A 22,479-nucleotide genomic window follows, 5' to 3' on the forward strand; every position below is an offset into this window, starting at 1 on the left:
TAAGGTCGTCGTACGGCGTTTCGCCGGGACTTCACGGCTGGGAGGCAGCAGTTGGGTGTGTTCGTCGCCGAGGTGCGGCCGCGGTGGTCCGATATGGACCTCTTCGGCCACGTCAACCACGCCAACACGGTGACCCTGCTGGAAGAGGCCCGGGTCGACCTGCTCTTCCGCGAGGCCGCCCTGCGCGGCGCGGACGACCTGGCCAGGGGTGTGGTGGTGGCCAAGCTGGCCGTCGACTACAAGGCGCCCCTGTTCGCCAACGGCGGCGCCTTACGGATCGAGATGTCGGTCCGGGAGATCCGGGCCGCCTACTTCGTCATCGACTACTCGGTCCGCAGCGGCCCTTCGGAGTCCGATCCGGTGGCGGTGACCGCGTCGACCACGCTGGCCCCGTACGACCTGGCCAGCGGCAAGCCCCGGCGCATCACCGACTCCGAACGCGACTTCCTGGCCGCCTGGCACAGCGGGGGCAACGGTGCCTAGCCTGAGCTTCGCCGACCCGGCCGACCGCGACGACCTCGGCGCCTTCGTGGCCCGCGCGGTCCGCCTCGACCAGCAGGCCGTGGTGCGCCTGCGGGCCAGGGACGAGGGCCTGGTCGACGCCTGGGTCGCGACCCCCTTCGACGTCCTGGCCACCCGCACCGCCCGCGGCGAGATCACCCCGTCGGACACGACCGTCTCCGGCACCGAGCTCCTCACCGCCTTGGCCGTGGTCCGCGGCGCCGAGCTGGACCCGGGCCCGTCCCGCGACCTGCTCTGGCGCTCGGCGCTGCCGCCCACCCGCCACTGGCAGGTCGTGGACCACCTGCCTGCCAAGGCCGTGGCGGAGCTGGCGGACAAGGGGATCGCGGTCGCGCGGGAGAACACCGGCCCCCAGGGCACCCCGCCCGCGTCGCTGCTGGACCAGACGGTGCTGACGGTGACCGGCGACGGCCTGGAGATCAAGGTCCCGCTGCGGTGCCTGTTCGCCCTCTCGGGCATGGGCTTCCTCACCGACTCCGACGACGACCACATCCGCGTCACCGCCACGGACTCCTGGCTCCGCCTGGACGCCCGCTACGGCGCGGTGGTCCGCCGCCGCCACGCCCTGCTGCCGCTGCTGGTCTGACCGCGAACCCCCGGTCAGACCAGCCAGACGGCGGTCTCCGGGGGCAGCTCGTCGCCCGCCATCGGTCCCGAGGACAACAAGATCTCACCGGGGGGCAACGGAACCGGCGCGTCGGACGTATTCAACGCACAGATGAGCCCTCCGCCCTTGCGCCGGTACGCGAAGCAGCCGGGGGGAGCGCCGTACCACTCCAGTTCGGTGCCGCCGAAGCCCGCGTGGGTCTTGCGCAGTTCCAACGCCGCCCGGTACAGCGACAGCATCGAGTCGGGGTCCTCCAACTGGGCCTCGACCGTGAGCGCCGCCCACTCCGGCGGCACCGGCAGCCACGGCGCCCCGGTCGAGAACCCGAACGGCGGCTCGGAACCCTCCCAGGGCAAGGGGATCCGCGCCCCGTCGCGGCCCCGGTCCACGTGACCGGAGCGCTCCCACAGCGGATCCCGCAAAGCCCAGTCCGGCAGTTCGACGTCCGGCAGGCCGAGTTCCTCGCCGTTGTATAGGTACACCACGCCCGGCAGCGCCAACTGCACCAGCGCCATCGCGCGGGCCCGCCGGATCCCGCGCGCGCCGCCGCCGTAGCGGGTCACGTGCCGGGTGACGTCGTGGTTGGACAGCGTCCACGTGGCCGGTGCGCCGGACCGGGCCACCGCCGCGAGCGAGTGGTCGATGGCCCGGCGGACCGCGTCGGCGTCGAAGTCGGTGTGCGTCAGGGCGAAGTTGAAGGCCAGGTGCAGCTCGTCCGGCCGGACGTACCCGGCGAACTGCTCGTCGGTCTCGACCCAGACCTCGCCGACGGCCATCGTGCCCGGGTACTCGTCGGCGACCTTGCGGATCAGCCGGTGCACCTCGTGCGTGGCCTCGTTGTCGAACCGGGGGTCCAGCGGTCCGTGCGTCGCGGAGCGGTCCGCCGACAGCAGGTGTTCGGGCATGTCCGGCAACCCGGCCGGTTTGCCCATCGCGTCCGCGACGTCCACGCGGAAGCCGTCCACGCCGCGGTCGAGCCAGAAGCGCAGCGTCCGCACCAGGTCCGCGCGCACCTCGGACTCGTCGAAGTTCAGGTCCGGCTGCTGCGGGGTGAACAGGTGCAGGTACCACTGGCCGTCCGGCACCCGGGTCCACGCCGGACCGCCGAACACGCTGATCCAGTTGTTGGGGGGTAAGGCTCCCCGGCCGTCGCGGAAGACGTAGCGGTTGCGCTCGCGGCTGCCCGGCGGCGCGGCCACGGCCTCCTGGAACCACGGGTGCCGGTCGCTGGTGTGGTTGGGCACCACGTCGATGGTGACCTTGATGCCGTGGTCGTGCGCCTCGGCCACCAGCCGGTCGAAGGCTTCCAGGTCACCGAAGAGCGGGTCGACCTCGCGGGCGTCGGCCACGTCGTAGCCGTGGTCGACCATCGGGGAGCGGAAGAACGGGGTGAGCCACAGCGCGTCGACCCCCAGCAGCTCCAGGTAGCCGAGGCGGGAGCGGATGCCCTCCAGGTCACCGACGCCGTCGCCGTTCGAGTCGGCGAAGGAGCGGACGTAGACCTGGTAGAACACCGCGCGCTGCCACCACGGCGGGACCGGGGAGCCGGTCGGGTCGGACTCGGCGGTTCGTCGCACGGTGAACCATCCTGCCATCGCGGGGCGCGCGGACGGCCCCAACCGCCGGACTGTGACCTTGGACCGGTCAGCCCCAGCTGTTGAGCAGGCTGTTGGCGGCCATTTCCAGGTACTGCCACAGCCGCTCCCGGTGCGGCTCGGACAGCCCGGCCTCGTCCACCGCGATCCGCATGCACCGCAGCCACGCGTCGCGCTGGAGCGGGCCGACGGTGAACGGCTGGTGCCGCATCCGCAGCCGCGGGTGCCCGCGCCGGTCGGAGTAGGTGTGCGGGCCGCCCCAGTACTGCATCAGGAACAGCCGCAGCCGCTCCTCGGCCGGGCCGAGGTCCTCCTCCGGGTACATCGGCCGCAGGATCTCGTCGGCGGCCACCTCGGCGTAGAACCGGGCCACGATGCGGCGGAATGTCTCCTCGCCGCCGACGGCCTGGTAGAAGTTCTCGATCTCGGGATCGCTCGGGGTGCCCACGCGCCCATCCTCCCCCACGCGGCGCTACGCGGGCGGCGTCGGGGGGAACAGCCGACCCATCGGCGGCTGGATCCCCGCCTCCTCGATCGCGCCCATCGCCCGCGCCCGCAGCGCCCGCTGCACGGCCCACTGCCTGCCCGGCCGGACCTTGACGGTCATCCGGATGGTGATGCTCTCCGGCGTCACCTTCTCCACGCCGAGCACCTCCGGCGGCTCGATGACGTCCGCCGACATCTGCTCCTCCGCCACCGCGTCGCCGATGACCTTGGCGAGCAGGTCGGTGACCGCGTCCACGTCCGCGCCGTAGCCGACCGGCAGGTCGACCACCGCGACCGCGAAGCCCTGGCTGGAGTTGCCGACCCGGAGGATCTCGCCGTTGCGCACGTACCACACGGTGCCGTTGACGTCACGCAGCGTGGTCACCCGCAGTCCGACCGCCTCGATCGTGCCGCTGGCCTCGCCGACGTCCACCACGTCACCGACGCCGTACTGGTCCTCCAGCATCATGAAGATCCCGGACAGGAAGTCCTTGACCAGGTTCTGCGCGCCGAACCCGAGCGCGACGCCGACGATGCCCGCCGAGGCGATGATCGGGCCCAGCTGCACCCCCAGCTCGCCGAGCGCGAGGATGAACGCCAGCCCGTAGACCAGGAACGTCACCACGGACTTGAGCACCGAGCCGATGGTCCTGGCCCGCTGCGCGCGCCGCTCCGAGACCACCAGCGAGCCCAGCGCCTGCGGTGCCCGCTCCTTGAGCGGCCGCAGCAGCGCGGGCGTCTTGCCGTTGCCCGAGGTCAGCTTGTCGATGAGCCTGCGCACGGCCAGCCGGATCAGGAACGCCACCACGAAGATCAGCAGGATCTTCAGCGGCTTGGCCACCAGCCAGCCCGCGGAGGCCGCCAGCCACTCGTTCCCGGTCAGCCGCCACACCTCGGCGCACCACGAGCCGTCCTCGGTGATGCACTTCGGCGGCGCCGTGATGAACGGGAGGTCGGCGCGGAGGAACCCGGTCGGGAGTAGCGCGGGGATCAGCTCGGGAGTCATCGAGCGCGACGATAGCCGGGTGGCGTGAACGCCCCGAACCGGGCGCCCCCGGCGGCTGCGCGCCGCGGGTGGGTTCACCGTGATTTAGCTGGGCGATCCGGGACACGTCACATAACACACGTGCGTTCCGGGTCGGGTTTGTGGTCGACTTAGGCCAGCACCGGTGGAGGTGGTCGAGTGCCAGACCGACAACCGACCCGCTCCGGCGCGCCCTCGGGGCACGCGCCGGGGCCGAAGCTTTGCCCGGACCCGGGTCACCCGGGTCCCGCGCTCACGCGCGCCAGGGCCGCCCCGAGCGCTGTCGTGGCCGTCCCGACCGGTCCGCCGGTCGTGGCCGTCCCCGCGCCGGTCCCCTCGTGGGGCAGGCGCCGGGTGCTGCTGCTCAACACGACCTTCGAGCCGCTGACCGCGCTGTCGCTGCGCCGTGCCGTCGTGCTGGTGGTCTGCGGCAAGGCCGAGGTCGTGCACGGTGACCCGGCGGGTCTGGTCGTGCACTCCGCGACGTCGAACGTGGTGGTCCCCTCGGTGATCCGGCTCAGCAGCTACGTCCGCGTGCCCTACCGCGGGCGGGTGCCGCTGACCAGGGCCGGGCTGATGCACCGCGACCGGTACCGCTGCGCCTACTGCGGTGGCCGCGCGGAGACGATAGACCACGTGGTCCCGCGCAGCCGCGGGGGTCAGCACACGTGGCAGAACTGCGTCGCCTGCTGCGCCAAGTGCAACCACCGCAAGGCGGACAAGATGCTCGCCGAGCTGGGCTGGCGCCTGCGCGTGGTCCCCAACGCCCCGCGCGGCGCGCACTGGCGGCTGCTGGCCGGTGTCGTGGACACCGATCCGCTGTGGCTGCCCTACCTGGGCGAACCCGCCGCCTAGGCGGCCGTGACGCGGGTGCCCGCGGTGACCCTGGTGCCGCGGGTCACCCGGGTGCCGCGCGTGACGCGCGTGCCCCGGTCGACCAGCGAGGTGACCCGGGTACCGCACTCCAGCAGCGCCGTGACCCGGGTACCCCGGGTGACGCGCGTCCCCGCTTCGAGCCGCGAGGTCACGCGGGTGCCCCGGGTGACGCGCGTACCCCGGGTGACGCGGGTGCCGCACTCCAGCAGCGAGGTGACGCGGGTACCGCGGGTCACCCTGGTTCCCCTGGTGACCCGGGTGCCGCTCTCCGGCAGGAACGTCACCCGCGTGCCGCTCTCGAGCAGTGCGGTCACCCGGGTGCCCCGGTCCTGGGACGTGACCCTGGTGCCGCGGGTCACTCTCGTGCCACGCTCGGCGGCGGTGACCCGGGTTCCCCGGGTCGCGCGAGTACCCATCAGCATTCGGCCACCCTGTTGCGTCTTGTCAGCCATCTGGGTGATGATCTTGTCCGCGTGGCGGGAAGCGATGGTGTACATGGAGTGGCCTCCTGAGGGCGGTTGCGCGTCTGGAGAGCGGAAGGTCGTCTTCGCAAGGGCCGTACAGGTGAAAGCTATGGCGCAGATCGGTAACGGACAAGACGTCCGGCCCTCCCAAGGGCTGCAACCTGCTGGTTTGGGGCCGTTCGCCCCTTGTCGATAGGCAGAAAGCGCTACCCCCGAGGACGGCACTCGGCGCAGCAGCCTTACCAGGAGAGCACCAACCACTCACGCGGTGCGACCACCGGGTTGCCCACCCGGAGCGGTGTTCACACCCCGGGGTCACCGGGGTAGGTCCCAGCCGGAGGTCTCGCGGCCGGTCACGCGCCTGTCGGCTACCGTATCCGCTGTGACGCTCGTCGAGACCCTTCTCGTCTTCGCGGCGATCCCGCTGGCCATCTACGGCGTGATCGCCCTGTTGACGCTGCGCGAGAAGTTCGCCAAGGCCCCGCGCTACCGCCCCGGCCAGGAGTGGGAGCACGAGCCCGTGTGGTGGACCGCCAACCCCGCCGGGCTCGGTGCGGCGCACGCCGCCCACCACACCCCGCACAACGACGCCCCGGCCCAGCCGGTGCGCACCGCGAAGGGAGGTGCTCGTGGTGGCTGGTGAACTCGCCCACCGCAACACCGCCGACACGGTCCTCGAGGACCCGGAGCACGGCTACGGCGCGGCCCGCACGGCCAGCGGCCGGATCTCCGTCGCCCGGCAGAAGGAGGTCGCGCCCCCGGGTCTGCCGTTCAACACCGTCCAGCTCACCCGGCTGGACGAGGCGCTGACCCTGGCCTCCCGGGCCACCGGCATCGCCTTCAGCGTCTACCTCGGCGACCTGGGCAACGACTCCCGGGACCGGGCGGAGGAGCTGCACGCGACCATCCCCGACTCGGCGGACGCGGTCCTGATCGCGGTCTCCCCGGGCAAGCGCCGGGTGGAGATCGTCACCGGCACCGAGTCGTCCCGCAGGCTGACCGACCGGGGCTGCAACCTGGCCGTCATGAGCATGGTGGCCTCCTTCAAGGAGGGCGACCTGATCGGTGGCCTGGTGAGCGCCCTGCGCATGCTGGCGGACCAGGCGGGCCACGCCCCCCGGCGCTGACGGCGCACGACAGCGAACCGGCCCGGACCGCTCTGGTCCGGGCCTTTTGCTTGTCCAGCAACGAAAAGGGCCCGCGACCGGCGGTCGCGGGCCCTGTGCCTCCGGTCAGGAACCGTCGAACTCCCGGGCCGCCAGCGCGCGGAGGATGCCCGCGCGGCCCTCGGAGACCAGCCGCCGCAGCGCGGGCGGGTGGTCCTCGCCTGCCAGCCACTCGTCCGCGGACTCCACCGTGGACCGGGTGACCGCCCACGCCGGGAACAGGCCGAGGGCGACCGACTGCGCCCGCTCGCTCGACCGGCGGGCCCACACGTCCGCCACGTCGGCGAAGTAGCGCGGCGCGTAGGACGCCAGCAGCGGTCGCTGCGACGGGTGCGAGAAGCCCGCGATGATCGCCTCGTTGATCGCGTTCGGCAGGTCGTCGTCGTGGATCGCGCGGCGCCAGGCCTCGGCCTTGCCCTCCTCGGTCGGCCGCAGCGACCGGGCGATCTCCGCCTGCCGCCGACCGGCCGCCGTCGAGTCGCGCTGGAGCTCGGCGTCGATCTCGGACTCCGCGGCCGCGCCGTGCGCGACCAGCGAGTGCAGCAGCCGCCAGCGCAGGTCGGTGTCGACCACCAGACCGGCCAGCGGCGCGGAGCCGTCCAGCCAGCCGCGCAGGGTGGCCAGCTTGGCCTCGTCGAGCACCGAGCCGGTCAGCGAGTTGACGAACGCCAGCTGGTGGTCCGAACCGGCTTCCGCGGCCAGCGCCAGCGCCAGGATGCGGTCGGTGAACTGCTGCCAGCCGCGCGGCACCCACTGCGGGTCCCCGTACGAGCCCAGAGCCGTCTGCGCCTGCAGCAGCAGCCGCTGCACGACACCGACCTCGGTCTCGGCGGCCAGGCCGTGGCAGACCAGGGTGACGAAGTCGCGGGCCTTCAGCTCGGCCTCGCGGGTCATCTCCCAGGCGGCCGACCAGCACAGCGTGCGGGGCAGCGGCTCGGTGATGTCGCCGATCCGGTCGATCAGCGTGGTCAGCGAGCCCGGGTCCAGCCGCATGGTGCAGTAGGTGAGGTCGTCGTCGTTGACCAGGACCAGCTTGCCGCTCGCGGCGCCGACCAGGTCGGGGACGTCCGTGCGCTCACCGGACACGTCGATCTCGACGCGGTGCGTGCGCACCAGCCTGCCGTCGACGTCGTCGTAGACGCCGATCGCGACGCGGTGCGTGCGCAGCTCGCCCTTGCCCGGCTTGGCACCGCCCTGCAGCACCGCGAACTCGGTGAACTTGTCGTCCGCGTCGACGTCGAACCGGGCGCGCAGCGAGTTGAGGCCGGTGGTCTCCAGCCACTGCGCGCTCCACCACGACAGGTCGCGGCCGGACGCCTCTTCCAACGCCCCCAACAGATCCGACAGCGTCGCGTTGCCCCAGGCGTGCTTGGCGAAGTACACCCGCAGCCCGGACAGGAAGTTGTCCAGGCCGACGTAGGCCACCAGTTGCTTGAGGACGCTGGCGCCCTTGGCGTAGGTGATGCCGTCGAAGTTGACCTCGACCGCCTGCACGTCCGGGATGTCCGCGGCGACCGGGTGCGTGGACGGCAGCTGGTCCTGCCGGTAGGCCCAGGACTTCTCGATGTTGGCGAAGCTGGTCCAGGCGTGCTCGTACTCGGTCACGTTGGCCTGCGCCAGGACGCTGGCCCAGGTGGCGAAGGACTCGTTGAGCCACAGGTCGTCCCACCAGCGCATGGTGACCAGGTCGCCGAACCACATGTGCGCCATCTCGTGCAGCACGGTCTCGCAGCGGCGCTCGTAGGCGTAGCGGGTGACCCGGCTGCGGAAGACGTAGTCCTCCAGGAAGGTCACGCAGCCCGCGTTCTCCATGGCGCCCGCGTTGAACTCCGGTACGAAGCACTGGTCGTACTTGCCGAACGGGTACGGCACGCCGAAGTTGTCGTGGAAGAAGCCGAAGCCCTGCTTGGTCTCGGTGAACAGCCGCTCGGCGTCCATGTGCTCGGCCAGCGACGCGCGGCAGTACAGGCCGAGCGGGATCGTGCCGTGCTCGTCGGTGTACTCGTCGCGCCATTCGGCGTAGGGGCCCGCCACGAGCGCGACCAGGTAGGTCGACATCGGCTTGGTGGTCTCGAACTCGTGCCGCGAGACGCCTTCCACGCCGTCGACCGGCTCGACCGCGGCGGCGGCGGAGTTGGAGATGACCTTCCACGACTCCGGCGCGACGACCGCGATGTGGTAGGTCGCCTTCAGGTCGGGCTGGTCGAAGCAGGCGAACATCCGCTTGGCGTCGGCGGTCTCGAACTGCGTGTAGAGGTAGACGCCCTTGTCCACCGGGTCGACGAACCGGTGCAGGCCCTCGCCGGTGTTGGTGTACAGGCAGGTCGCCGTGACGGTCAACACGTTGTCCGCGGCGAGATCCGGCAGCCGGAGGCCGGTTTCCTGGGTGTAGCCGGAGACGTCGAGCGCGACGCCGTTGAGCTCGGCGGAGAGCACCGACTCGGCGACGATGTCGATGAAGGTCTCCGCGCCCGGTTCGGTCCCGGTGAAGCGGATCGTGCTGCGCGAGCCGAAAGTCGCCTCGCCCGGCTGGCCGAGGCCGTCGGTGAGGTCCAACTCGATGGAGTACGACGCCACCTGCAGCAGCGCGGCCCGCTGTTGGGCTTGGTCTCGGGTCAGGTTGGGCGCGGCCACTCGAACACCTCGGCGAACTCGTCGGTCGGACTGGGGATACCAGGGCAGAGATAGCAGGGTTGGTGCGTTACTGACAATGGCATCCAATCACGCCGTGCGGGCCGATGGTGTCGAGGAGGCGCGGGAAGCTTTCCCAGAAGCCGCGTGTTGGTGGTGTTGGGGCCGTTCGCGCGCCGGTCGTGAGCGGCGAAGAGCACAACTGGGAGAGACCTGATGACCGCACCTGCGTCCACCGGGCAGACCAAGGTCGACTTCTACTTCGACCCGATCTGCCCGTTCGCCTGGATCACCTCCCGGTGGATCTTGGAGGTCGAGCAGCACCGCGACCTCGACTTGAGCTTCCGCGTGATGAGCCTGTCGGTGCTCAACGAGGGCCGTGACGTGCCCGAGCAGTACCGCGAATCGCTGGCCAAGGGCTGGGGGCCGGTCCGCGTCGCCATCGCCGCCGCCCAGCGGCACGGCGACGAGGTCCTGCGCGACCTGTACACCGCGCTGGGCACCCGGATCCACAACCAGGGCGTCAAGGACTACCTGGAGGCCATCAAGGGCGCGCTGGCGGACACGGGCCTGCCCGCCGACCTGATCGACGCCGCCACCAGCACCGAGTACGACGAGGCGCTGCGCAAGTCCCACCACGAGGGCATGGACCCGGTCGGCCAGGACGTCGGCACGCCGACCATCCACGTCAACGGGGTGGCCTTCTTCGGCCCGGTCCTCACCGAGATCCCGCGCGGCCAGGACGCGCTCAACGTCTTCGACGGCGCGGTCCTGCTGTCGTCCTACCCGAAGTTCTTCGAGCTCAAGCGCAGCCGCACCGGTGAGCTGAAGTTCGACTAGTCCGGTTCGACCGTCTCAAGTGGTCCGGTCCGCTTTCCGGCCGGGGGGAGTGAGCCGCGCGCGGCGCGCCGATTGTCCGGTGCGCCGTGCGCGGCTCATCTCGTGCGTGCGCTCCCGCACCCCGATGTGACACTCTGACCCCCGTAGGTGCGGATGAGTGTCACAAGTGCGGGAGGAACCATGGCGGGTGTCGACCTCAGCCGGGAGATCGGGCACGTCATCGGCGGCCGGGTGATCGAGCAGGCGGGGGAGCGGATCGAGGTGGTCGACCCGGCCACCGGCGGGGTTTTCGCGACCGTCCCCGCGGGCACCGCGGCCGATGTGGACACCGCCGTCGCCGCCGCGGCAGAGGCTTTCGGCCCCTGGTCGGCCACCGACCCCGCGCACCGGGCCGCGATCATCCGGCGGGTCGTCAACGGCCTGTCCGCCCACCGCGACACCATCGCGTCGACGATCTCCAGCGAGATGGGCGCACCGCTCGGCTTCGCGGTGAAGCTCCAAGCCGGGCTGCCGATCGCCACCGCCGCCGGGGTCGTGGACCTGCTGGAGAGCGGCTACCGGTTCAGCGAGGAGATCGGGAACTCGCTGGTCCTGCGCGAACCCGTCGGCGTGGTCGGCGCGATCACGCCGTGGAACTACCCGCTGCACCAGATCGTCGCGAAGGTCGTGCCCGCGCTGGCCGCGGGCAACACGGTCGTGCTCAAGCCGAGCGAGGTCGCGCCGCTCAACGCCAACCTGTTCCTGTCCGTGCTCGCCGTCGCGGGCGTGCCGGACGGCGTGGTCAACCTGGTGCACGGCACCGGCCAGGTCGTCGGTGAGGCCATCGCCGCGCACCCGCGCGTGGACATGGTGTCGTTCACCGGTTCGACCGCGGCGGGCCGCCGGGTGGCCGCGGTCGCGGCGGCCACGGTCAAGCGGGTCGCGCTGGAACTGGGCGGCAAGTCCGCCAACGTCGTCCTCGACGACGCCGACCTGCCGCGCGCCGTGAAGATCGGCGTCGCCAACGCGTTCGTCAACGGCGGCCAGACCTGCACGGCGTGGACCCGGCTGCTGGTGCCCGAGGACCGGCACGACGAGGCAGCGGCGCTCGCCGCCGCGGCCGCTGCCCGCTACACCGTCGGGCACCCCCGCGACGAGGCCACCCGCATCGGCCCGATGGCCTCCGCCGCGCAACGCGACCGCGTGCTGGGCTACCTCCGCACGGGCGTGGCGGACGGGGCCGAACTCGCGTACCAGGCCGACATCAGCCACCTGCCCACTACGGGCGCGTACGTGCCGCCGACGGTGTTTTCCCGTGTGCGCCAAGACATGCGCATCGCACAAGAGGAGATCTTCGGCCCGGTGCTGTCGATCCTGCCGTACCGCACCGAGGACGAGGCCGTGTCGATCGCCAACGCCACGATCTACGGCCTGGCAGGCGCGGTCTTCAGCGCCGACCCGGAGCGCGCGCTGGCGGTCGCCAAGCGCTTGCGCACCGGGCAGGTCGACATCAACGGCGGCGCGTTCAACCCGGTGGCGCCGTTCGGCGGCTACAAGCAGTCCGGCAACGGCCGCGAACTCGGCCGCCACGGGCTCGAGGAGTTCACCGAGGTGAAGTCGATCCAGCGCTAGCGGTCCGACCGCCCGGCGATCTCCGCGCGCTGCGCCAGCACGAACTCGGCGTCCACTGGCTCACCGTGCCCGGGAACCACGGTCCGGGGATCCAGGCCGAGCAGGGTGTCCAGCGCGGCGGGCCACTCCAGCGGGTACGAGTCCTCGCCGACCGACGGCGGCGCGCCCTGTTCCACGGTGTCGCCAGCGAACACCACACCCGCGTCGGGCACGTGCGCGATGAGGTCGTTGTCGGTGTGCCCGCGACCGGGGTGCACCAGCGAGACCACCCGCCCACCCAAGTCCACCTCGACGGAGTCCGCGATCTCCTCGGTCGGCAGGACGAGCCGCGCGGAGAGCAGGCGCTCCGCCACCTCGTCCCGCCCGTCCACGCGGTACTTCGCGGCCCACTTCTCGGCTTGCACCCCGCCGTGCTCGCGCATTTCGGTCGTGCAGCGGGGATGCGCCAGGACCGGGGCGTCGCCGAAGGCGGCGGTGCCGAAGAAGTGGTCCCAGTGCGCGTGGGTGATCACCACGGTCCACGGCAGCGCGGTCAACCCCCGGATGGCCGCGGCCCACTCGGCGCCGTGGTGCTCGTCGGTCCCGGTGTCGATGACCAGGCAGCGCTCGTCGCCGATCACGAGACCGAGCGTCTGGTCGAGTTCTTCGTAGCGCCGGGCGTACACCCGGTCCGCGACTTCGATCCACCTCATTCGCCGGTTCTACCCGAAGTGCGCTCCATTACACGACCATCCGCATCGGCTGGCCGGTCGACGGGTCGGGTTCGCCGCCGAGGACCTCCGCCGTGCGGTCCGACCAGCGCGTCGCGGACCACGCCGCGACCAGCGCGTCCATCGCGTCGTCCGGCCCCGCCGGGGCGGGCGCGCCGGTCATCGCGCCCGCGGCGTCGACGAACCCGCGCAGCGCGGCCACCCGCTGGCCGAGCCCGATCGCGGTGCGCTTGGAGGCGAACTCGACCTCCGGGGCGAGCGCCCGAAAGCTCACTTCCGGGTGAACTTCGACGACCCGGTCGTCCGCCCGCAGCGCGTCCCAGTCCCGGATCCGGGGCAGGATCGCCCACGTCTGCTTGCTGATCCGGTGGCCCATCGTGGTCCACGCCGCCGAGATGTCGCACGCCTGCGAGTACGTCGTCGCGGACAGCACGGCGCGCACCGGCGCGTAGAAGACCGACGCCCGCGCGTTGCCCAGCCGCAGCCGCGCCTCGATGTCGCAGGCGCGCAAACCCTTGTCCGACAAGCCCATCGGGATGTCCACCCCGACCGCGGCGCACTCCGCGGTGAGGTCGACCACCTCGGCCGCGGTCCGCGCGCTGGCCCACTGGACCGACCGGTCCGGCCGCACGGTGGCGACCACCCACCCACCGGGCATACCGTCCACGCCCGCGACGGACCGCGCCGTCTGCACTTCGGTCATGGGAGTGCCGTCGCCGCACCGGGGGCCGCTGTTACCCGGGACACGCCCGGGTTCGCCCGCTTGGGTACCGCCGGGTGGTGGATGGCAGACTCTGGCGCCGTGCGCGTTTACCTGGGTTCCGACCACGCGGGCTTCGAACTGAAGGCCCTGCTCGCCGACCACCTCGCCGCGGCGGGCCACGACGTCGTCGACGTCGGTCCGCACGCCTACGACGCCCTCGACGACTACCCGCCCTTCTGCGTCGAGGCCGCGCGCCGCGTGGCCGCCGACCCGGGCAGCCTGGGCGTCGTGCTCGGCGGCTCCGGCAACGGCGAGCAGATCGCGGCCAACAAGGTCCCCGGCATCCGCGCCGCGCTGGCCTGGAGCCCGGAGATCGCCAAGCTGTGCCGCGAGCACAACGACGCCCAGGTCATCGGGCTCGGCGCGCGCATGCACACCACCGAGATCGCCTTCGCCATCGTCGACGCCTTCGTCGGCACCCCGTTCTCCCAGGACGAGCGGCACATCCGCCGGATCAACCTGCTGAGCGAGTACGAGCGCACCGGCGAGCCCCCGGCCCTCCCCTCGGCGTAGCGCCGTGCCCGAGGGCCACACCCTCCACCGCCTGGCCCGCCTGCACCACGAGCGCTACGCGGGCACCGCGGTCCGGGTCACCAGCCCGCAGGGCCGGTTCGCCGCGGACGCCGCTCTGGTCGACGGCCAGGTCCTGCGGCGCGCCGAGGCGCACGGCAAGCACCTGTTCCACGTCTACGGCGAAGACCGCGTCGTCCACGTGCACTTGGGCCTCTACGGCACCTTCGCCGAGTCGGCACTGCCCGCGGCGGACCCGGTCGGCCAGGTCCGCATGCGCTTGGTCGGCCGCACGCACTGGACGGACCTGCGCGGCCCGACCCGCTGCGAGGTGCTCACCGGCGTCGAGGTGGACGCGCTGCACGCCCGCCTCGGCCCGGACCCGCTGCGCGCGGACGCGGACCAGGAACGGGTGTGGGACCGCGTTTCCCGCTCCCGCTCGGCCATCGCGGTCCTGCTGATGGACCAGGCGGTCATCGCGGGCGTCGGCAACGTCTACCGCGCCGAACTGCTGTTCCGGCACGGCGTCCACCCCATGACGCCCGGCAAGTCCCTGGACCGCGCGCTGTGGGACGACATGTGGTCGGACCTGGTCGCGCTGATGGAGTTGGGTGTCCACAGAGGACGCATCGACACCGTCCGGGACGAACACCTGCCGGAGGCGACTGGTCGCGCGCCGCGGCAGGACCGGCACGGCGGCGAGGTCTACGTCTACCGCCGCGCCGGGCTGCCCTGCCTGATCTGCGGCACGGAGATCCGCACCGAGGTCTTGGTGGCTCGCAACAACTTCTGGTGCCCGACCTGCCAACCGGCCTGAGCCGGGGCTAGAAGAAGTCGCCCCCGCCGAAGTCCCCGCCGCCGCCGAAGTCCCCGCCACCGCCGAAATCGCCGCCGCCCGCGAAGTCCTGGTCGCCGCCGACGTCGCCGCCCTGGTCGAAGTCGGACATCGCGTCCGCCTGCCCGGCGTCGTAGCCCGCCTCCCAGGCCGCCGCGTCCGGGATGCCCGCCATACCCGAGAACATCGCGCTGAACAGCACCATCGACCCGACGCCCCAGGCGCCCGCCACCAGCGCGGGCTTCCACCACGGCTCGCTGTACCAGCCCTGCGGCACCGGCCGCCCCGCGACGCGCCCGCCCGGGTAGTAGTACGGCGTGCCCTGCCCCGCGTGCGGCGAGGCGTGGTAGTCGTGGCCCTCGACCGACACCCTGCGGTCTTCCTCGACCCGACCCGCGCGTTCGGCCTCGCGGTCCACCGGCAGCTCCGGCCCCGGGTCCAGGCCCATCGCCAGCCGCGCGGCCCGGACGTAGTACAGCCCCTCCATGGCCGTCTTCGTCACCAGCGCGCACTGCTCCGGCGTGCGGGCCTGCTCCATCTGCGACCCGGCCGCGGTGTACCGCTCGGACGCGTCGGCCAGCGCCTGCCGGGACGGCTCGTCGCTGCCGGACAGGTTCACCACCTGCCCGCCCAGCCGCTCCACCCAGCGCCGGGCCTCGGCCTGCGCGTCCGCCAGCCGCCGGGCCTTGGCCTGGCCCTGGTTGCGCACCACCACCAGGCCGAGCGCCACCACGGCCAGGATCACCACTACGACCACGACGGCACCCATTGCGCCTCCTTGCGGAATGCCCGTTTCCCAGAACAACGCCGCACGGCACCGCCGAGGTTCCCGCCCGCCGGTGTGAGTCAGCCGATCGAGCTAGAACACCTCGCCGCAGAACGGGTCCCGATCACCCTGGAAGGCGCGGGAAAGGACGGTCACGGCGCCCGGGGTGTGCTCCTGGACACGTCCGGCGGCGGCCAGCGCGGCCAGCCGGGTGCCGCCGAGGAAAGCCGCGCCCAGCTCGGTGCTGCTCGTCGACAGGTCGGCCGGGTCGGTCGTGGCCGCGACGGTCGCCTCGCCGCCGGAGATCCCGAGCCGCCACCGGCCCGCGTTCCACGGGCAGAACTCGTCGGCCAGCTCGACGACCACGTCCGCGTCGGCCGCGTACGTGCGCAAAGCCAGCGCCTCGGGCACCCTGGTGAGCCGGACGTGCAGCGCGTGGTGGGTCTTGCGCACCGCCGCGCGCGGGTTCGCCAGCAGCAGCGGCAGGAGCTCGTCGGTGGCGCCGAGCGCGGTGACCGTGCCGACGAGGTCGACGTCGAGCGCGTAGCGCCACAGTCCCGCGTAGGCGTCCGGGGTCAGCGCCACCAGCTCGTGCAGCTCCAGGAGGCCGTCCGGGCCGCGATCGCCCCAGTTGACGGTGGTGCGGAAGGTCGCGTAGCCGTCGGGGTGGACGGCGAAGCGCCGCGGGTTGACGCCCGGCTTGCCCGCCTCGAAGTAGTGCGCGTCCCAGTGGGCGCCCTCCCGGCCCAGCACCCCGGGGGTGCGCTCGGCGAACCTGGCGTAGGTCTCCCGGACCGCCGCCATCGCCTCGTCGCGGGGCAGTTCGCGCACCGACGACACGTCCGGCGCGATCTCCGGCCGGAACGCCGCGCCCGCGGGGACCTCGAACTCCGTCGCCTCCGACGCGGTGCCGAAGCCGAAGCGGCCGTAGATCTGCGCCTCCGACGCCCACAGCCCGGCCAGCGGCGTCCCCGCCTCGGTCAGCGTCTCGCGCATCAGCCGGTTCAGCAGGCCGCGCCTGCGGTGGTCCGACGCCACGACGACCATGGAGATGCCGTCGAAGGGCACCAGCCCGCGCCCCGGCACGCTGACCTCGCGGGGCAGCACGCGCAGGTTCCCCACGAGCCGCCCGCCGTCGAAGGCGCCGAGGTTGCGCGAACTGCCGAACAACGACGCGTCCTTCTCGGCGATCGCCCCGGAGTCGTATTCGATGAGGAAGGCGCGGCCCAGCAGGTCCACGACCGCGGGGAAGTCGTCGGCGGTCAGTTCGCGCAGTGTGTAGGTGTCCACAGAGCAGTTTGTCTACGCCAGAACCGGCGCTGCCGCCACACCTTTCCGCCCGCGCCCCACCGGCGCGCCGGGTTTCACCGCGATTACCGGCCCGGGGGCGTGCCGTTTGTCGTATAGCCCCCGTGACAGGCCCGATATGGTGGTCGGCATGGGGAATCGCACGGCAGTCCCGGCCGTTGCCGGTCTCAAGGGGAAAGCCCAGCTCGTCGGTGGTGACGCCGAGGCGGGTGCGTGGTGAGGGTCGGCGCCCCGGTGCTGATCCGGGAAGCGGGCGCCGACGACGCCGCCGGGGTCGGCGACGTGCACGCCGAGGCCTGGCGGGTCGCCTACCGCGACCTGTTCGAGAGCCGCTGGCACGCGGTCTTCGTCGCGCGCCGCCGCGCCATGTGGGCCACCAGGATGGCCGAACTCGGGCCGGACGGCGTGGTGCTCGTCGCCGAGCGCGGCGACCGGGTGGTCGCCTTCGCCTGGTACGGCAGGCACCCGGACAACCCGCACGACGCCCAGCTGCACGCGATCTACGCGCACCCGGACGCCTGGGGCAGCGGCGTCGCCCAGACCCTGCTGGACGAGGTCTGGGCGGGCACCGCCGACTTCCGCCGCGTGCGCCTGTGGACACTGGCCGGGGCCACCCGGGCCCGCCGCTTCTACACCCGGGCGGGCTTCGCCGAGTCCGGGCTGATCCGCGAACGCGACTTCGGCGACGGACGGCCGCTGCTGGAGTTCGAGTACGCCCGCCGCCCACCGCGCCCGGCGTTCCGCTGACGCTGCCTTTGGGGACTGGGAAACCGGTGGGAATCAGATGAAGTAGGCGTCGGGGTGGTCGTCGAGTCCGTGTTCGACGACCAGCCTGGTCGCCTCGGGCACGCCCAGGTCGGCGAGCCGCTCCGGCTCCACCCACACCGCCGTGCCGACCCGCAGCCGACCCTCCACCGGGCGACCGCGGAAGCACACCGCCAGCTCCGCGCTCCACGGCTCGCTGGCGTCGCTGTAGACGCCGACCAGGCCGGTGATCCGGGTCAGCACCCCGGTCCGCTCCTCCACGGCGCGCACGGCCGCGTTCGGCAGGGTCTCGCGGGCGGGCTGCGGGCCGCCGGGCAGCCGGTGGCCGTCGCGGCTGCGCAGCATTAGCAGCAGCCCGGCGTCGTCGAGGACGAGGATGCCCGCCCCGACCGCGGTGCGTCGCACACCACCGGGGCCGGGCGGGTCGAGGGGGGACAGGGGTCTGGTGTCGAGGTCGAGATGGCTGGATTGCGACATGGCTCCTGCCTACCGACTCCACCGCGGCGGCACCACGGGCATTGATCCGTTCTTGGTCCGGACCACCCGGAAATCACCCGGCTGGCTGTGGCGTGGGCCACTTATCCCGGAGGCTGTCCGGTGGGTGGACGCCGTTCCCAGTGTCCATCCGGTTGGGAACGGTCCCAAGCGCACAAAACGGCCGGACCCCGAGAAGGTCCGGCCGTTAAGAGAGCGGGCGACGGGAATCGAACCCGCGTAGCTAGTTTGGAAGACTAGGGCTCTACCATTGAGCTACGCCCGCATAGAGGCATCTTCGCCCCGTGCGGAAAACAGCCTAGCGTGCCCCGCTAGGCTAGTGGTGTACGGCCCCTAGGGGCCATGAGTTTACGGGCTGTGGCGCAGCTTGGTAGCGCATCCGCTTTGGGAGCGGAGGGTCGCAGGTTCAAATCCTGTCAGCCCGACGGACGATGGGCGGCACGTGTCTGCGGAGGTCGCAGACCGTGTCGCCCGTCTGTCATTCTGGGGGCCCGAGCCCCCAGACCCCCATGGTGCGAGCTTCTCACCTGGGCGAACGTGGTTCCGTGACGCTGGACCAGCGGGCGTCGGTCGGGGAGATGGCAGGGGGCGCGGAGCGGGAGGTCGCATCCCGCTGGGAGTGCCGACACCCCCTGCCGGGTCCAGGTGCCGACCGCTCAGCAGTCGCGCAGTTCGGGGGACTGGTTGAGCAGCTGGCCGCGCGGGGAGATGAACGCCCGGTACCGGTCGCTGTCGACCGCGGACGGGGTGAACGCGGCCACCCGGTGGCAGTTCTGGAACGCCAGCTTCACGCCGAAGTGCCGCTCCAGGCCGCCCCGGATGGAGTCCGACGCCAGGGCGCGCAGCAGCTGCCCGCGCTCGGCCTCGCTGGGCGGCGGGGTCTCGTGATCGGCGAAGCCGGTCTCGTCGACCGAGGTCGCCACGGCCGAGATCACCTGCCAGGCGTAGGGCAGCGAGTCGCGGACGCACGCGACGAACTCCGCGTCGTCCACCGGCCCCGCCTCCGCGCGCGCCAACAGGTCCGCGGGCACATCCAGAGACATCCGCACCTCCACACCGTCGGGGTACTGCCTTTGGTACTGCGTACCGCCCTGTTGAACACCGGACAAGACCCCGAACCGGACGCCACCGGTTCGGCCCAGTCGCTGTCCCCCGGACGCCCCTTGCCCCGGGCGTCCCCCGGTCGGTATCGGACCAGGGTGAAACTCGGAGCCTTCGTCCTCGCCGCCCGCTTCCCCGGCCAGTCCGACCTCGACGCGCTGGAACGGGCGGTCGCCATCGGCACCGCCGCCGAGCGCGCCTGCCTGTCCGACGTGTGGTTCGCCGAACACCACTTCATGCCCTACGGCACCTGCCCCGACGCGACCACCCTCGCGGGCTTCCTCCTCGGCCGCACCCACCGCGTCGACGTCGGCACCGCGGTGAGCGTGCTCTCCACCACCCACCCCGTAGCCCTCGCCGAACGCGCCCGCCTGCTCGCCGCCGTCTCCGGTGGCCGCTTCCGGCTCGGCGTCGGTCGCGGCGGCCCGTGGGTGGACCTGGAGGTGTTCGGCTCGTCCCTCGACCGCTACGAACGCGGTTTCCCCGAATCCCTGGCCCTGCTGCGGAAAGCGCTGGCGCACGCCGTCGTCGAGGGAACACCGGCCTTCCCCTTCCGCGAGGTCCCGATGGTCCCCGCGCCCGCCGCGCCGCCACCGGTCCACCTCGCCTGCACCTCGACCGCGTCGGTGGAACTCGCCGCCGCGCAGGGCCTCCCCATGCTCCTGGGCATGCACATGACCGACGACGAAAAGCGCGCCTTCGTCGACCACTACCGCGCCCGCGGCGGGCCCGCGGGCGCCGACCACATCTCCACCGTCGTCGCGCACGTCGCCGACACCCGGGAGCAGGCCGTCGCCGAGGTCATGGCCACCGCGCCCGGCTGGCTCGCCGACGGCCTCGCCGCGCACGTCCCGGTCGACGGCAGGCCCGGTCCCGGCCGTGATCCAGTGGCGTACGCGCGGTACCTGTGCGACCTTCACCCGGTAGGTGACGCGGACCACTGCACCGCCCGCCTGCGCGACTCCGCGCGCAGGTCCGGCGTCGACCACGTCATCGCGATGGTCGAGGTGACCGGCTCCACTAGGCGGGCGGTGCGCACCCTGGACCGCCTCGGGGCGGACATCGCCACCCCGGCGCGGCCCGACCTGGGCAAGCTCGCCTAGACTCGGGGGCTGATCCCGGCCGTGGTATCGGGCCGACGCGCCAGCGGGCCCCGGTCCGCACGCCCGCCGCGGGTCAGGCAACCCCACAGCAGTCCAGTCAGTCGCACGAGGAGACCACGTTGAAGAGCACCGTCGAGCAGCTGAGCCCGACGCGAGTCCGGATCAACGTCGAGGTGCCGTTCGACGAGCTCAAGCCGAACTTCGACCGCGCCTACCGCAAGCTCGCGAGCCAGGTCCGCATCCCGGGCTTCCGCCCCGGCAAGGCCCCCGCCCGGGTCATCGAGTCCCGCATCGGCCGCGCGCCGATCCTGGACGAGGTGATCAACGAGGCGATCCCGGCCAAGTACATGGAGGCCGTGAACGCGGGCTCGATCCACGCGCTGGGTCAGCCCGACATCGAGGTCACCAAGCTGGAGGACAACGACCACCTGGCGTTCACCGCCGAGGTCGACGTCCGCCCGGAGATCACCCTCCCGGCCTTCGGCGAGTTCTCCGTGTCCGTCGAGGACGTCGAGCTCACCGACGCCGAGGTCGACGAGCAGCTCGACGAGCTGCGCGCCCGGTTCGGCACCCTCACCGGTGCCGACCGCCCGGTCGAGGACGGCGACTTCGTCTCCGTCGACCTGTCGGCCACTGTGGACGGCCAGGAGGTCGAGGAGGCCAAGACCAGCGGCCTGTCCTACCAGGTCGGTTCCGGCGAGCTGATCGACGGCATCGACGAGGCGCTGGTCGGTGCCGCGGCGGGGGAGACCAAGACCTTCACCACCAAGCTGGTCGCGGGCGAGTTCGCGGGCCAGGACGCGGAGGTGTCGGTGACCGTGCAGTCGGTCAAGGTCCGCGAGCTGCCTGCGGCCGACGACGACTTCGCCCAGCTGGCCAGCGAGTACGACACCATCGAGGAGCTGCGCGGCGACCTGCGTGAGCGGCTCTCCCGGGTGAAGAAGATGCAGCAGGGCGTGCAGGCCCGCGACAAGGTCCTCGACGCGCTGCTCGAGGTCGTCGAGGTCCCGCTGCCCGACAAGGTCCTCGAGGCCGAGGTGGAGTCCCGCCAGCACGACGCGGTGCACCCGTTCGAGCACGACGAGGCCAAGCTGAACGAGTACCTCGCCACCCAGGACAAGACCCGCGAGGACTTCGACGCCGAACTGCGCGCCGAGGCCGAGAAGTCGGTCAAGACGCAGCTCGTCCTCGACGCCATCGCCGAGGCCGAGGGCGTGCAGGTCAGCGACGCCGAGCTGACCGAGCGGATCATCTACCAGGCGCAGCGCTTCGGCATCAGCCCGGACGAGTACGTGCAGCGGGCCCAGCAGTCCGGCCAGCTCGGCGCGATCTTCGCCGACGTGCGCCGCGGCAAGGCGCTGGCTTCGGTGGTGCGCCAGGCGACCGTGACCGACGCCGAGGGCAACACCGTCGACCTCTCCGAGCTCTTCGGCGCGGCCGAGGAGCCCGCCGCCGAGTCCGCCGAGGACACTGCGGTCGAGGCCAAGTCCGACGACTCCAAGGAGCCGGTGGCCCCGTAACCCACCCGGTCGGGTGGGATGTGTTTGACGCTCTGAGCGAAAGTGGGCGGTGTCGGCACGTCGGCGCCGCCCACCTTCGTTAATGTCGGTCCCAGGAAGATCCCCCCAGCGGGACCGGCAGTACCCCAGCCAAGGCAGATTTGGGAGAAGGCAGGCAGACGTGACGCAGCACCTCTCGCCCCACATGCGGTCCGGCACCGCGGGGCTGACCCTGAACGACTCGGTGTACGAGCGGCTGCTCCGTGAGCGCATCGTCTTCCTCGGCTCCGAGGTCGACGACGAGATCGCCAACCGGATCACGGCGCAGCTGCTGCTGCTTGCCGCCGAGGACCCCGAGCGGGACATCACCTTCTACATCAACTCGCCCGGTGGCTCGGTCACCGCGGGCATGGCGATCTACGACACCATGCAGCTCATCGAGCCGGACGTGGCGACCTGGGGCATGGGCCTGGCCGCCTCCATGGGCCAGTTCCTGCTCGCCTCGGGCACCCCCGGCAAGCGCTACGCCCTGCCGCACGCCCGGATCATGATGCACCAGCCGTCCGCGGGCGTCGGCGGCACCGCGTCGGACATCGCCATCCGCGCGCAGGTCTACGCCAAGTGGAAGTACGAGATGGCGCTGATCACCGCGCAGCAGACCGGCCAGACCGTCGAGAAGATCACCGCCGACGCCGACCGCGACCGCTGGTTCACCGCCGAGGAGGCCCGCGAGTACGGCTTCGTCGACCACGTGGTGAGCCGCGCCCAGCACACCCCGAACTCGAACTGACGCGGACGAGGA

Annotated in this window: 24 protein-coding genes and 2 tRNA genes; 14 read left to right on the forward strand and 12 right to left on the reverse strand. The window is 72.1% G+C overall.

Translation table 11 applies throughout. The annotated features are described in order from the left end of the window. Positions 1–51 precede the first annotated feature (51 nt). Both V5P93_RS06940 and V5P93_RS06945 read left to right on the forward strand, forming a co-directional pair. Positions 52–483, forward strand: coding sequence for a thioesterase family protein (locus V5P93_RS06940; protein WP_104478539.1), 432 nt, complete (start codon positions 52–54; stop codon positions 481–483). Then, positions 476–1,108 (forward strand): hypothetical protein, encoded by a 633-nt coding sequence (locus V5P93_RS06945; protein ID WP_104478540.1) that lies wholly within the window; start codon positions 476–478, stop codon positions 1,106–1,108. The genes V5P93_RS06940 and V5P93_RS06945 overlap by 8 nt, the downstream gene beginning before the upstream one ends. 14 nt (positions 1,109–1,122) lie before the next feature. Here V5P93_RS06945 and V5P93_RS06950 read toward each other — a convergent pair whose 3' ends face one another. From V5P93_RS06950 to V5P93_RS06960, 3 genes are all read right to left on the reverse strand, one after another. Beyond that, complete coding sequence (locus V5P93_RS06950; RefSeq protein WP_245931191.1) at positions 1,123–2,706, reverse strand: glycoside hydrolase family 13 protein; 1,584 nt, start codon at positions 2,704–2,706, stop codon at positions 1,123–1,125. A 67-nt stretch (positions 2,707–2,773) separates the two neighbouring features. Next, a complete protein-coding gene (locus tag V5P93_RS06955) occupies positions 2,774–3,172 on the reverse strand; it encodes a globin (RefSeq protein WP_104478542.1) in 399 nt (132 codons plus the stop codon). 24 nt (positions 3,173–3,196) lie between these two features. Continuing rightward, entirely contained in the window at positions 3,197–4,216 is a 1,020-nt protein-coding gene (locus V5P93_RS06960; protein ID WP_245931192.1) for a mechanosensitive ion channel family protein, read from the reverse strand. A 303-nt stretch (positions 4,217–4,519) separates the two neighbouring features. Between V5P93_RS06960 and V5P93_RS06965 the strand changes: the two genes are divergently transcribed. Beyond that, positions 4,520–5,089, forward strand: a complete 570-nt coding sequence (locus V5P93_RS06965) for an HNH endonuclease (RefSeq protein ID WP_245931193.1) — start codon at positions 4,520–4,522, stop codon at positions 5,087–5,089. Here the strand turns inward: V5P93_RS06965 and V5P93_RS06970 are convergent. Further along, positions 5,086–5,415 carry a hypothetical protein gene (locus V5P93_RS06970; RefSeq protein ID WP_374066457.1) on the reverse strand — a complete coding sequence of 110 codons (330 nt, stop codon included), beginning with the start codon at positions 5,413–5,415 and terminating at the stop codon, positions 5,086–5,088. The two genes, V5P93_RS06965 and V5P93_RS06970, sit on opposite strands and share 4 nt — an antisense overlap. A 541-nt stretch (positions 5,416–5,956) precedes the next feature. Here V5P93_RS06970 and V5P93_RS06975 point away from each other — a divergent pair. Beyond that, complete coding sequence (locus V5P93_RS06975; protein ID WP_104478544.1) at positions 5,957–6,217, forward strand: hypothetical protein; 261 nt, start codon at positions 5,957–5,959, stop codon at positions 6,215–6,217. Next, positions 6,204–6,701: a DUF5130 family protein gene (locus tag V5P93_RS06980; protein WP_181043416.1), complete on the forward strand. Its 498-nt coding sequence runs from the start codon at positions 6,204–6,206 to the stop codon at positions 6,699–6,701. The genes V5P93_RS06975 and V5P93_RS06980 overlap by 14 nt, the downstream gene beginning before the upstream one ends. A gap of 105 nt (positions 6,702–6,806) precedes the next feature. On the opposite strand, the gene pepN is transcribed toward V5P93_RS06980, so the two are convergent. Then, positions 6,807–9,374, reverse strand: a complete 2,568-nt coding sequence (pepN, locus tag V5P93_RS06985; RefSeq protein ID WP_104478545.1) for an aminopeptidase N — start codon at positions 9,372–9,374, stop codon at positions 6,807–6,809. 213 nt (positions 9,375–9,587) lie between these two features. On the opposite strand from pepN, the gene V5P93_RS06990 reads away from it, so the two are divergent. Further along, the gene (locus tag V5P93_RS06990; protein ID WP_104478546.1) at positions 9,588–10,211 is read left to right on the forward strand and encodes a DsbA family protein; all 624 of its coding nucleotides are present in this window, start codon (positions 9,588–9,590) and stop codon (positions 10,209–10,211) included. A gap of 180 nt (positions 10,212–10,391) precedes the next feature. Then, positions 10,392–11,822: an aldehyde dehydrogenase family protein gene (locus V5P93_RS06995; protein WP_219823939.1), complete on the forward strand. Its 1,431-nt coding sequence runs from the start codon at positions 10,392–10,394 to the stop codon at positions 11,820–11,822. Here the strand turns inward: V5P93_RS06995 and V5P93_RS07000 are convergent. Further along, positions 11,819–12,514, reverse strand: coding sequence for an MBL fold metallo-hydrolase (locus V5P93_RS07000; RefSeq protein ID WP_104478548.1), 696 nt, complete (start codon positions 12,512–12,514; stop codon positions 11,819–11,821). The two genes, V5P93_RS06995 and V5P93_RS07000, sit on opposite strands and share 4 nt — an antisense overlap. Before the next feature lie 28 nt (positions 12,515–12,542). Beyond that, a complete protein-coding gene (locus V5P93_RS07005; RefSeq protein ID WP_104478549.1) occupies positions 12,543–13,235 on the reverse strand; it encodes a DUF429 domain-containing protein in 693 nt (230 codons plus the stop codon). Positions 13,236–13,334: 99 nt separating this feature from the next. Between V5P93_RS07005 and V5P93_RS07010 the strand changes: the two genes are divergently transcribed. Together V5P93_RS07010 and V5P93_RS07015 are read left to right on the forward strand one after the other, a co-directional pair. After that, the gene (locus tag V5P93_RS07010) at positions 13,335–13,808 is read left to right on the forward strand and encodes a ribose-5-phosphate isomerase (RefSeq protein WP_104478550.1); all 474 of its coding nucleotides are present in this window, start codon (positions 13,335–13,337) and stop codon (positions 13,806–13,808) included. 4 nt (positions 13,809–13,812) lie between these two features. Further along, positions 13,813–14,622: an Fpg/Nei family DNA glycosylase gene (locus tag V5P93_RS07015; protein WP_104478551.1), complete on the forward strand. Its 810-nt coding sequence runs from the start codon at positions 13,813–13,815 to the stop codon at positions 14,620–14,622. Positions 14,623–14,629: 7 nt separating this feature from the next. Here V5P93_RS07015 and V5P93_RS07020 read toward each other — a convergent pair whose 3' ends face one another. Further along, positions 14,630–15,409 carry a hypothetical protein gene (locus V5P93_RS07020; RefSeq protein ID WP_104478552.1) on the reverse strand — a complete coding sequence of 260 codons (780 nt, stop codon included), beginning with the start codon at positions 15,407–15,409 and terminating at the stop codon, positions 14,630–14,632. Positions 15,410–15,499: 90 nt separating this feature from the next. Then, entirely contained in the window at positions 15,500–16,696 is a 1,197-nt protein-coding gene (locus tag V5P93_RS07025) for a GNAT family N-acetyltransferase (RefSeq protein ID WP_104478553.1), read from the reverse strand. 231 nt (positions 16,697–16,927) lie between these two features. Between V5P93_RS07025 and V5P93_RS07030 the strand changes: the two genes are divergently transcribed. Then, positions 16,928–17,461 (forward strand): GNAT family N-acetyltransferase, encoded by a 534-nt coding sequence (locus V5P93_RS07030; RefSeq protein ID WP_104478554.1) that lies wholly within the window; start codon positions 16,928–16,930, stop codon positions 17,459–17,461. Positions 17,462–17,494: 33 nt separating this feature from the next. Here the strand turns inward: V5P93_RS07030 and V5P93_RS07035 are convergent, their stop codons facing one another. Both V5P93_RS07035 and V5P93_RS07040 read right to left on the reverse strand, forming a co-directional pair. After that, positions 17,495–17,956: an NUDIX hydrolase gene (locus tag V5P93_RS07035; RefSeq protein ID WP_104478555.1), complete on the reverse strand. Its 462-nt coding sequence runs from the start codon at positions 17,954–17,956 to the stop codon at positions 17,495–17,497. A gap of 212 nt (positions 17,957–18,168) precedes the next feature. Further along, positions 18,169–18,239: transfer RNA gene (locus V5P93_RS07040), tRNA-Gly, on the reverse strand. An 86-nt stretch (positions 18,240–18,325) separates the two neighbouring features. On the opposite strand from V5P93_RS07040, the gene V5P93_RS07045 reads away from it, so the two are divergent. Further along, positions 18,326–18,399, forward strand: a tRNA-Pro gene (locus V5P93_RS07045). 231 nt (positions 18,400–18,630) lie between these two features. Here the strand turns inward: V5P93_RS07045 and V5P93_RS07050 are convergent. Further along, positions 18,631–19,017, reverse strand: a complete 387-nt coding sequence (locus tag V5P93_RS07050; RefSeq protein ID WP_104478556.1) for an SCO5389 family protein — start codon at positions 19,015–19,017, stop codon at positions 18,631–18,633. A 156-nt stretch (positions 19,018–19,173) separates the two neighbouring features. On the opposite strand from V5P93_RS07050, the gene V5P93_RS07055 reads away from it, so the two are divergent. The 3 genes from V5P93_RS07055 to V5P93_RS07065 all read left to right on the forward strand — a co-directional run bounded on the left by V5P93_RS07055 (position 19,174) and on the right by V5P93_RS07065 (position 22,467). Further along, a complete protein-coding gene (locus tag V5P93_RS07055) occupies positions 19,174–20,178 on the forward strand; it encodes an LLM class flavin-dependent oxidoreductase (protein ID WP_104478557.1) in 1,005 nt (334 codons plus the stop codon). Positions 20,179–20,297: 119 nt separating this feature from the next. Then, entirely contained in the window at positions 20,298–21,698 is a 1,401-nt protein-coding gene (tig, locus tag V5P93_RS07060) for a trigger factor (protein WP_104478558.1), read from the forward strand. Positions 21,699–21,858: 160 nt separating this feature from the next. Continuing rightward, positions 21,859–22,467, forward strand: a complete 609-nt coding sequence (locus tag V5P93_RS07065) for an ATP-dependent Clp protease proteolytic subunit (protein WP_104478559.1) — start codon at positions 21,859–21,861, stop codon at positions 22,465–22,467. The last annotated feature ends 12 nt before the right edge of the window (positions 22,468–22,479 follow it).

This window comes from Actinokineospora auranticolor (assembly GCF_041897805.1).
GTDB classification, from domain to species: Bacteria; Actinomycetota; Actinomycetes; order Mycobacteriales; family Pseudonocardiaceae; genus Actinokineospora; species Actinokineospora auranticolor.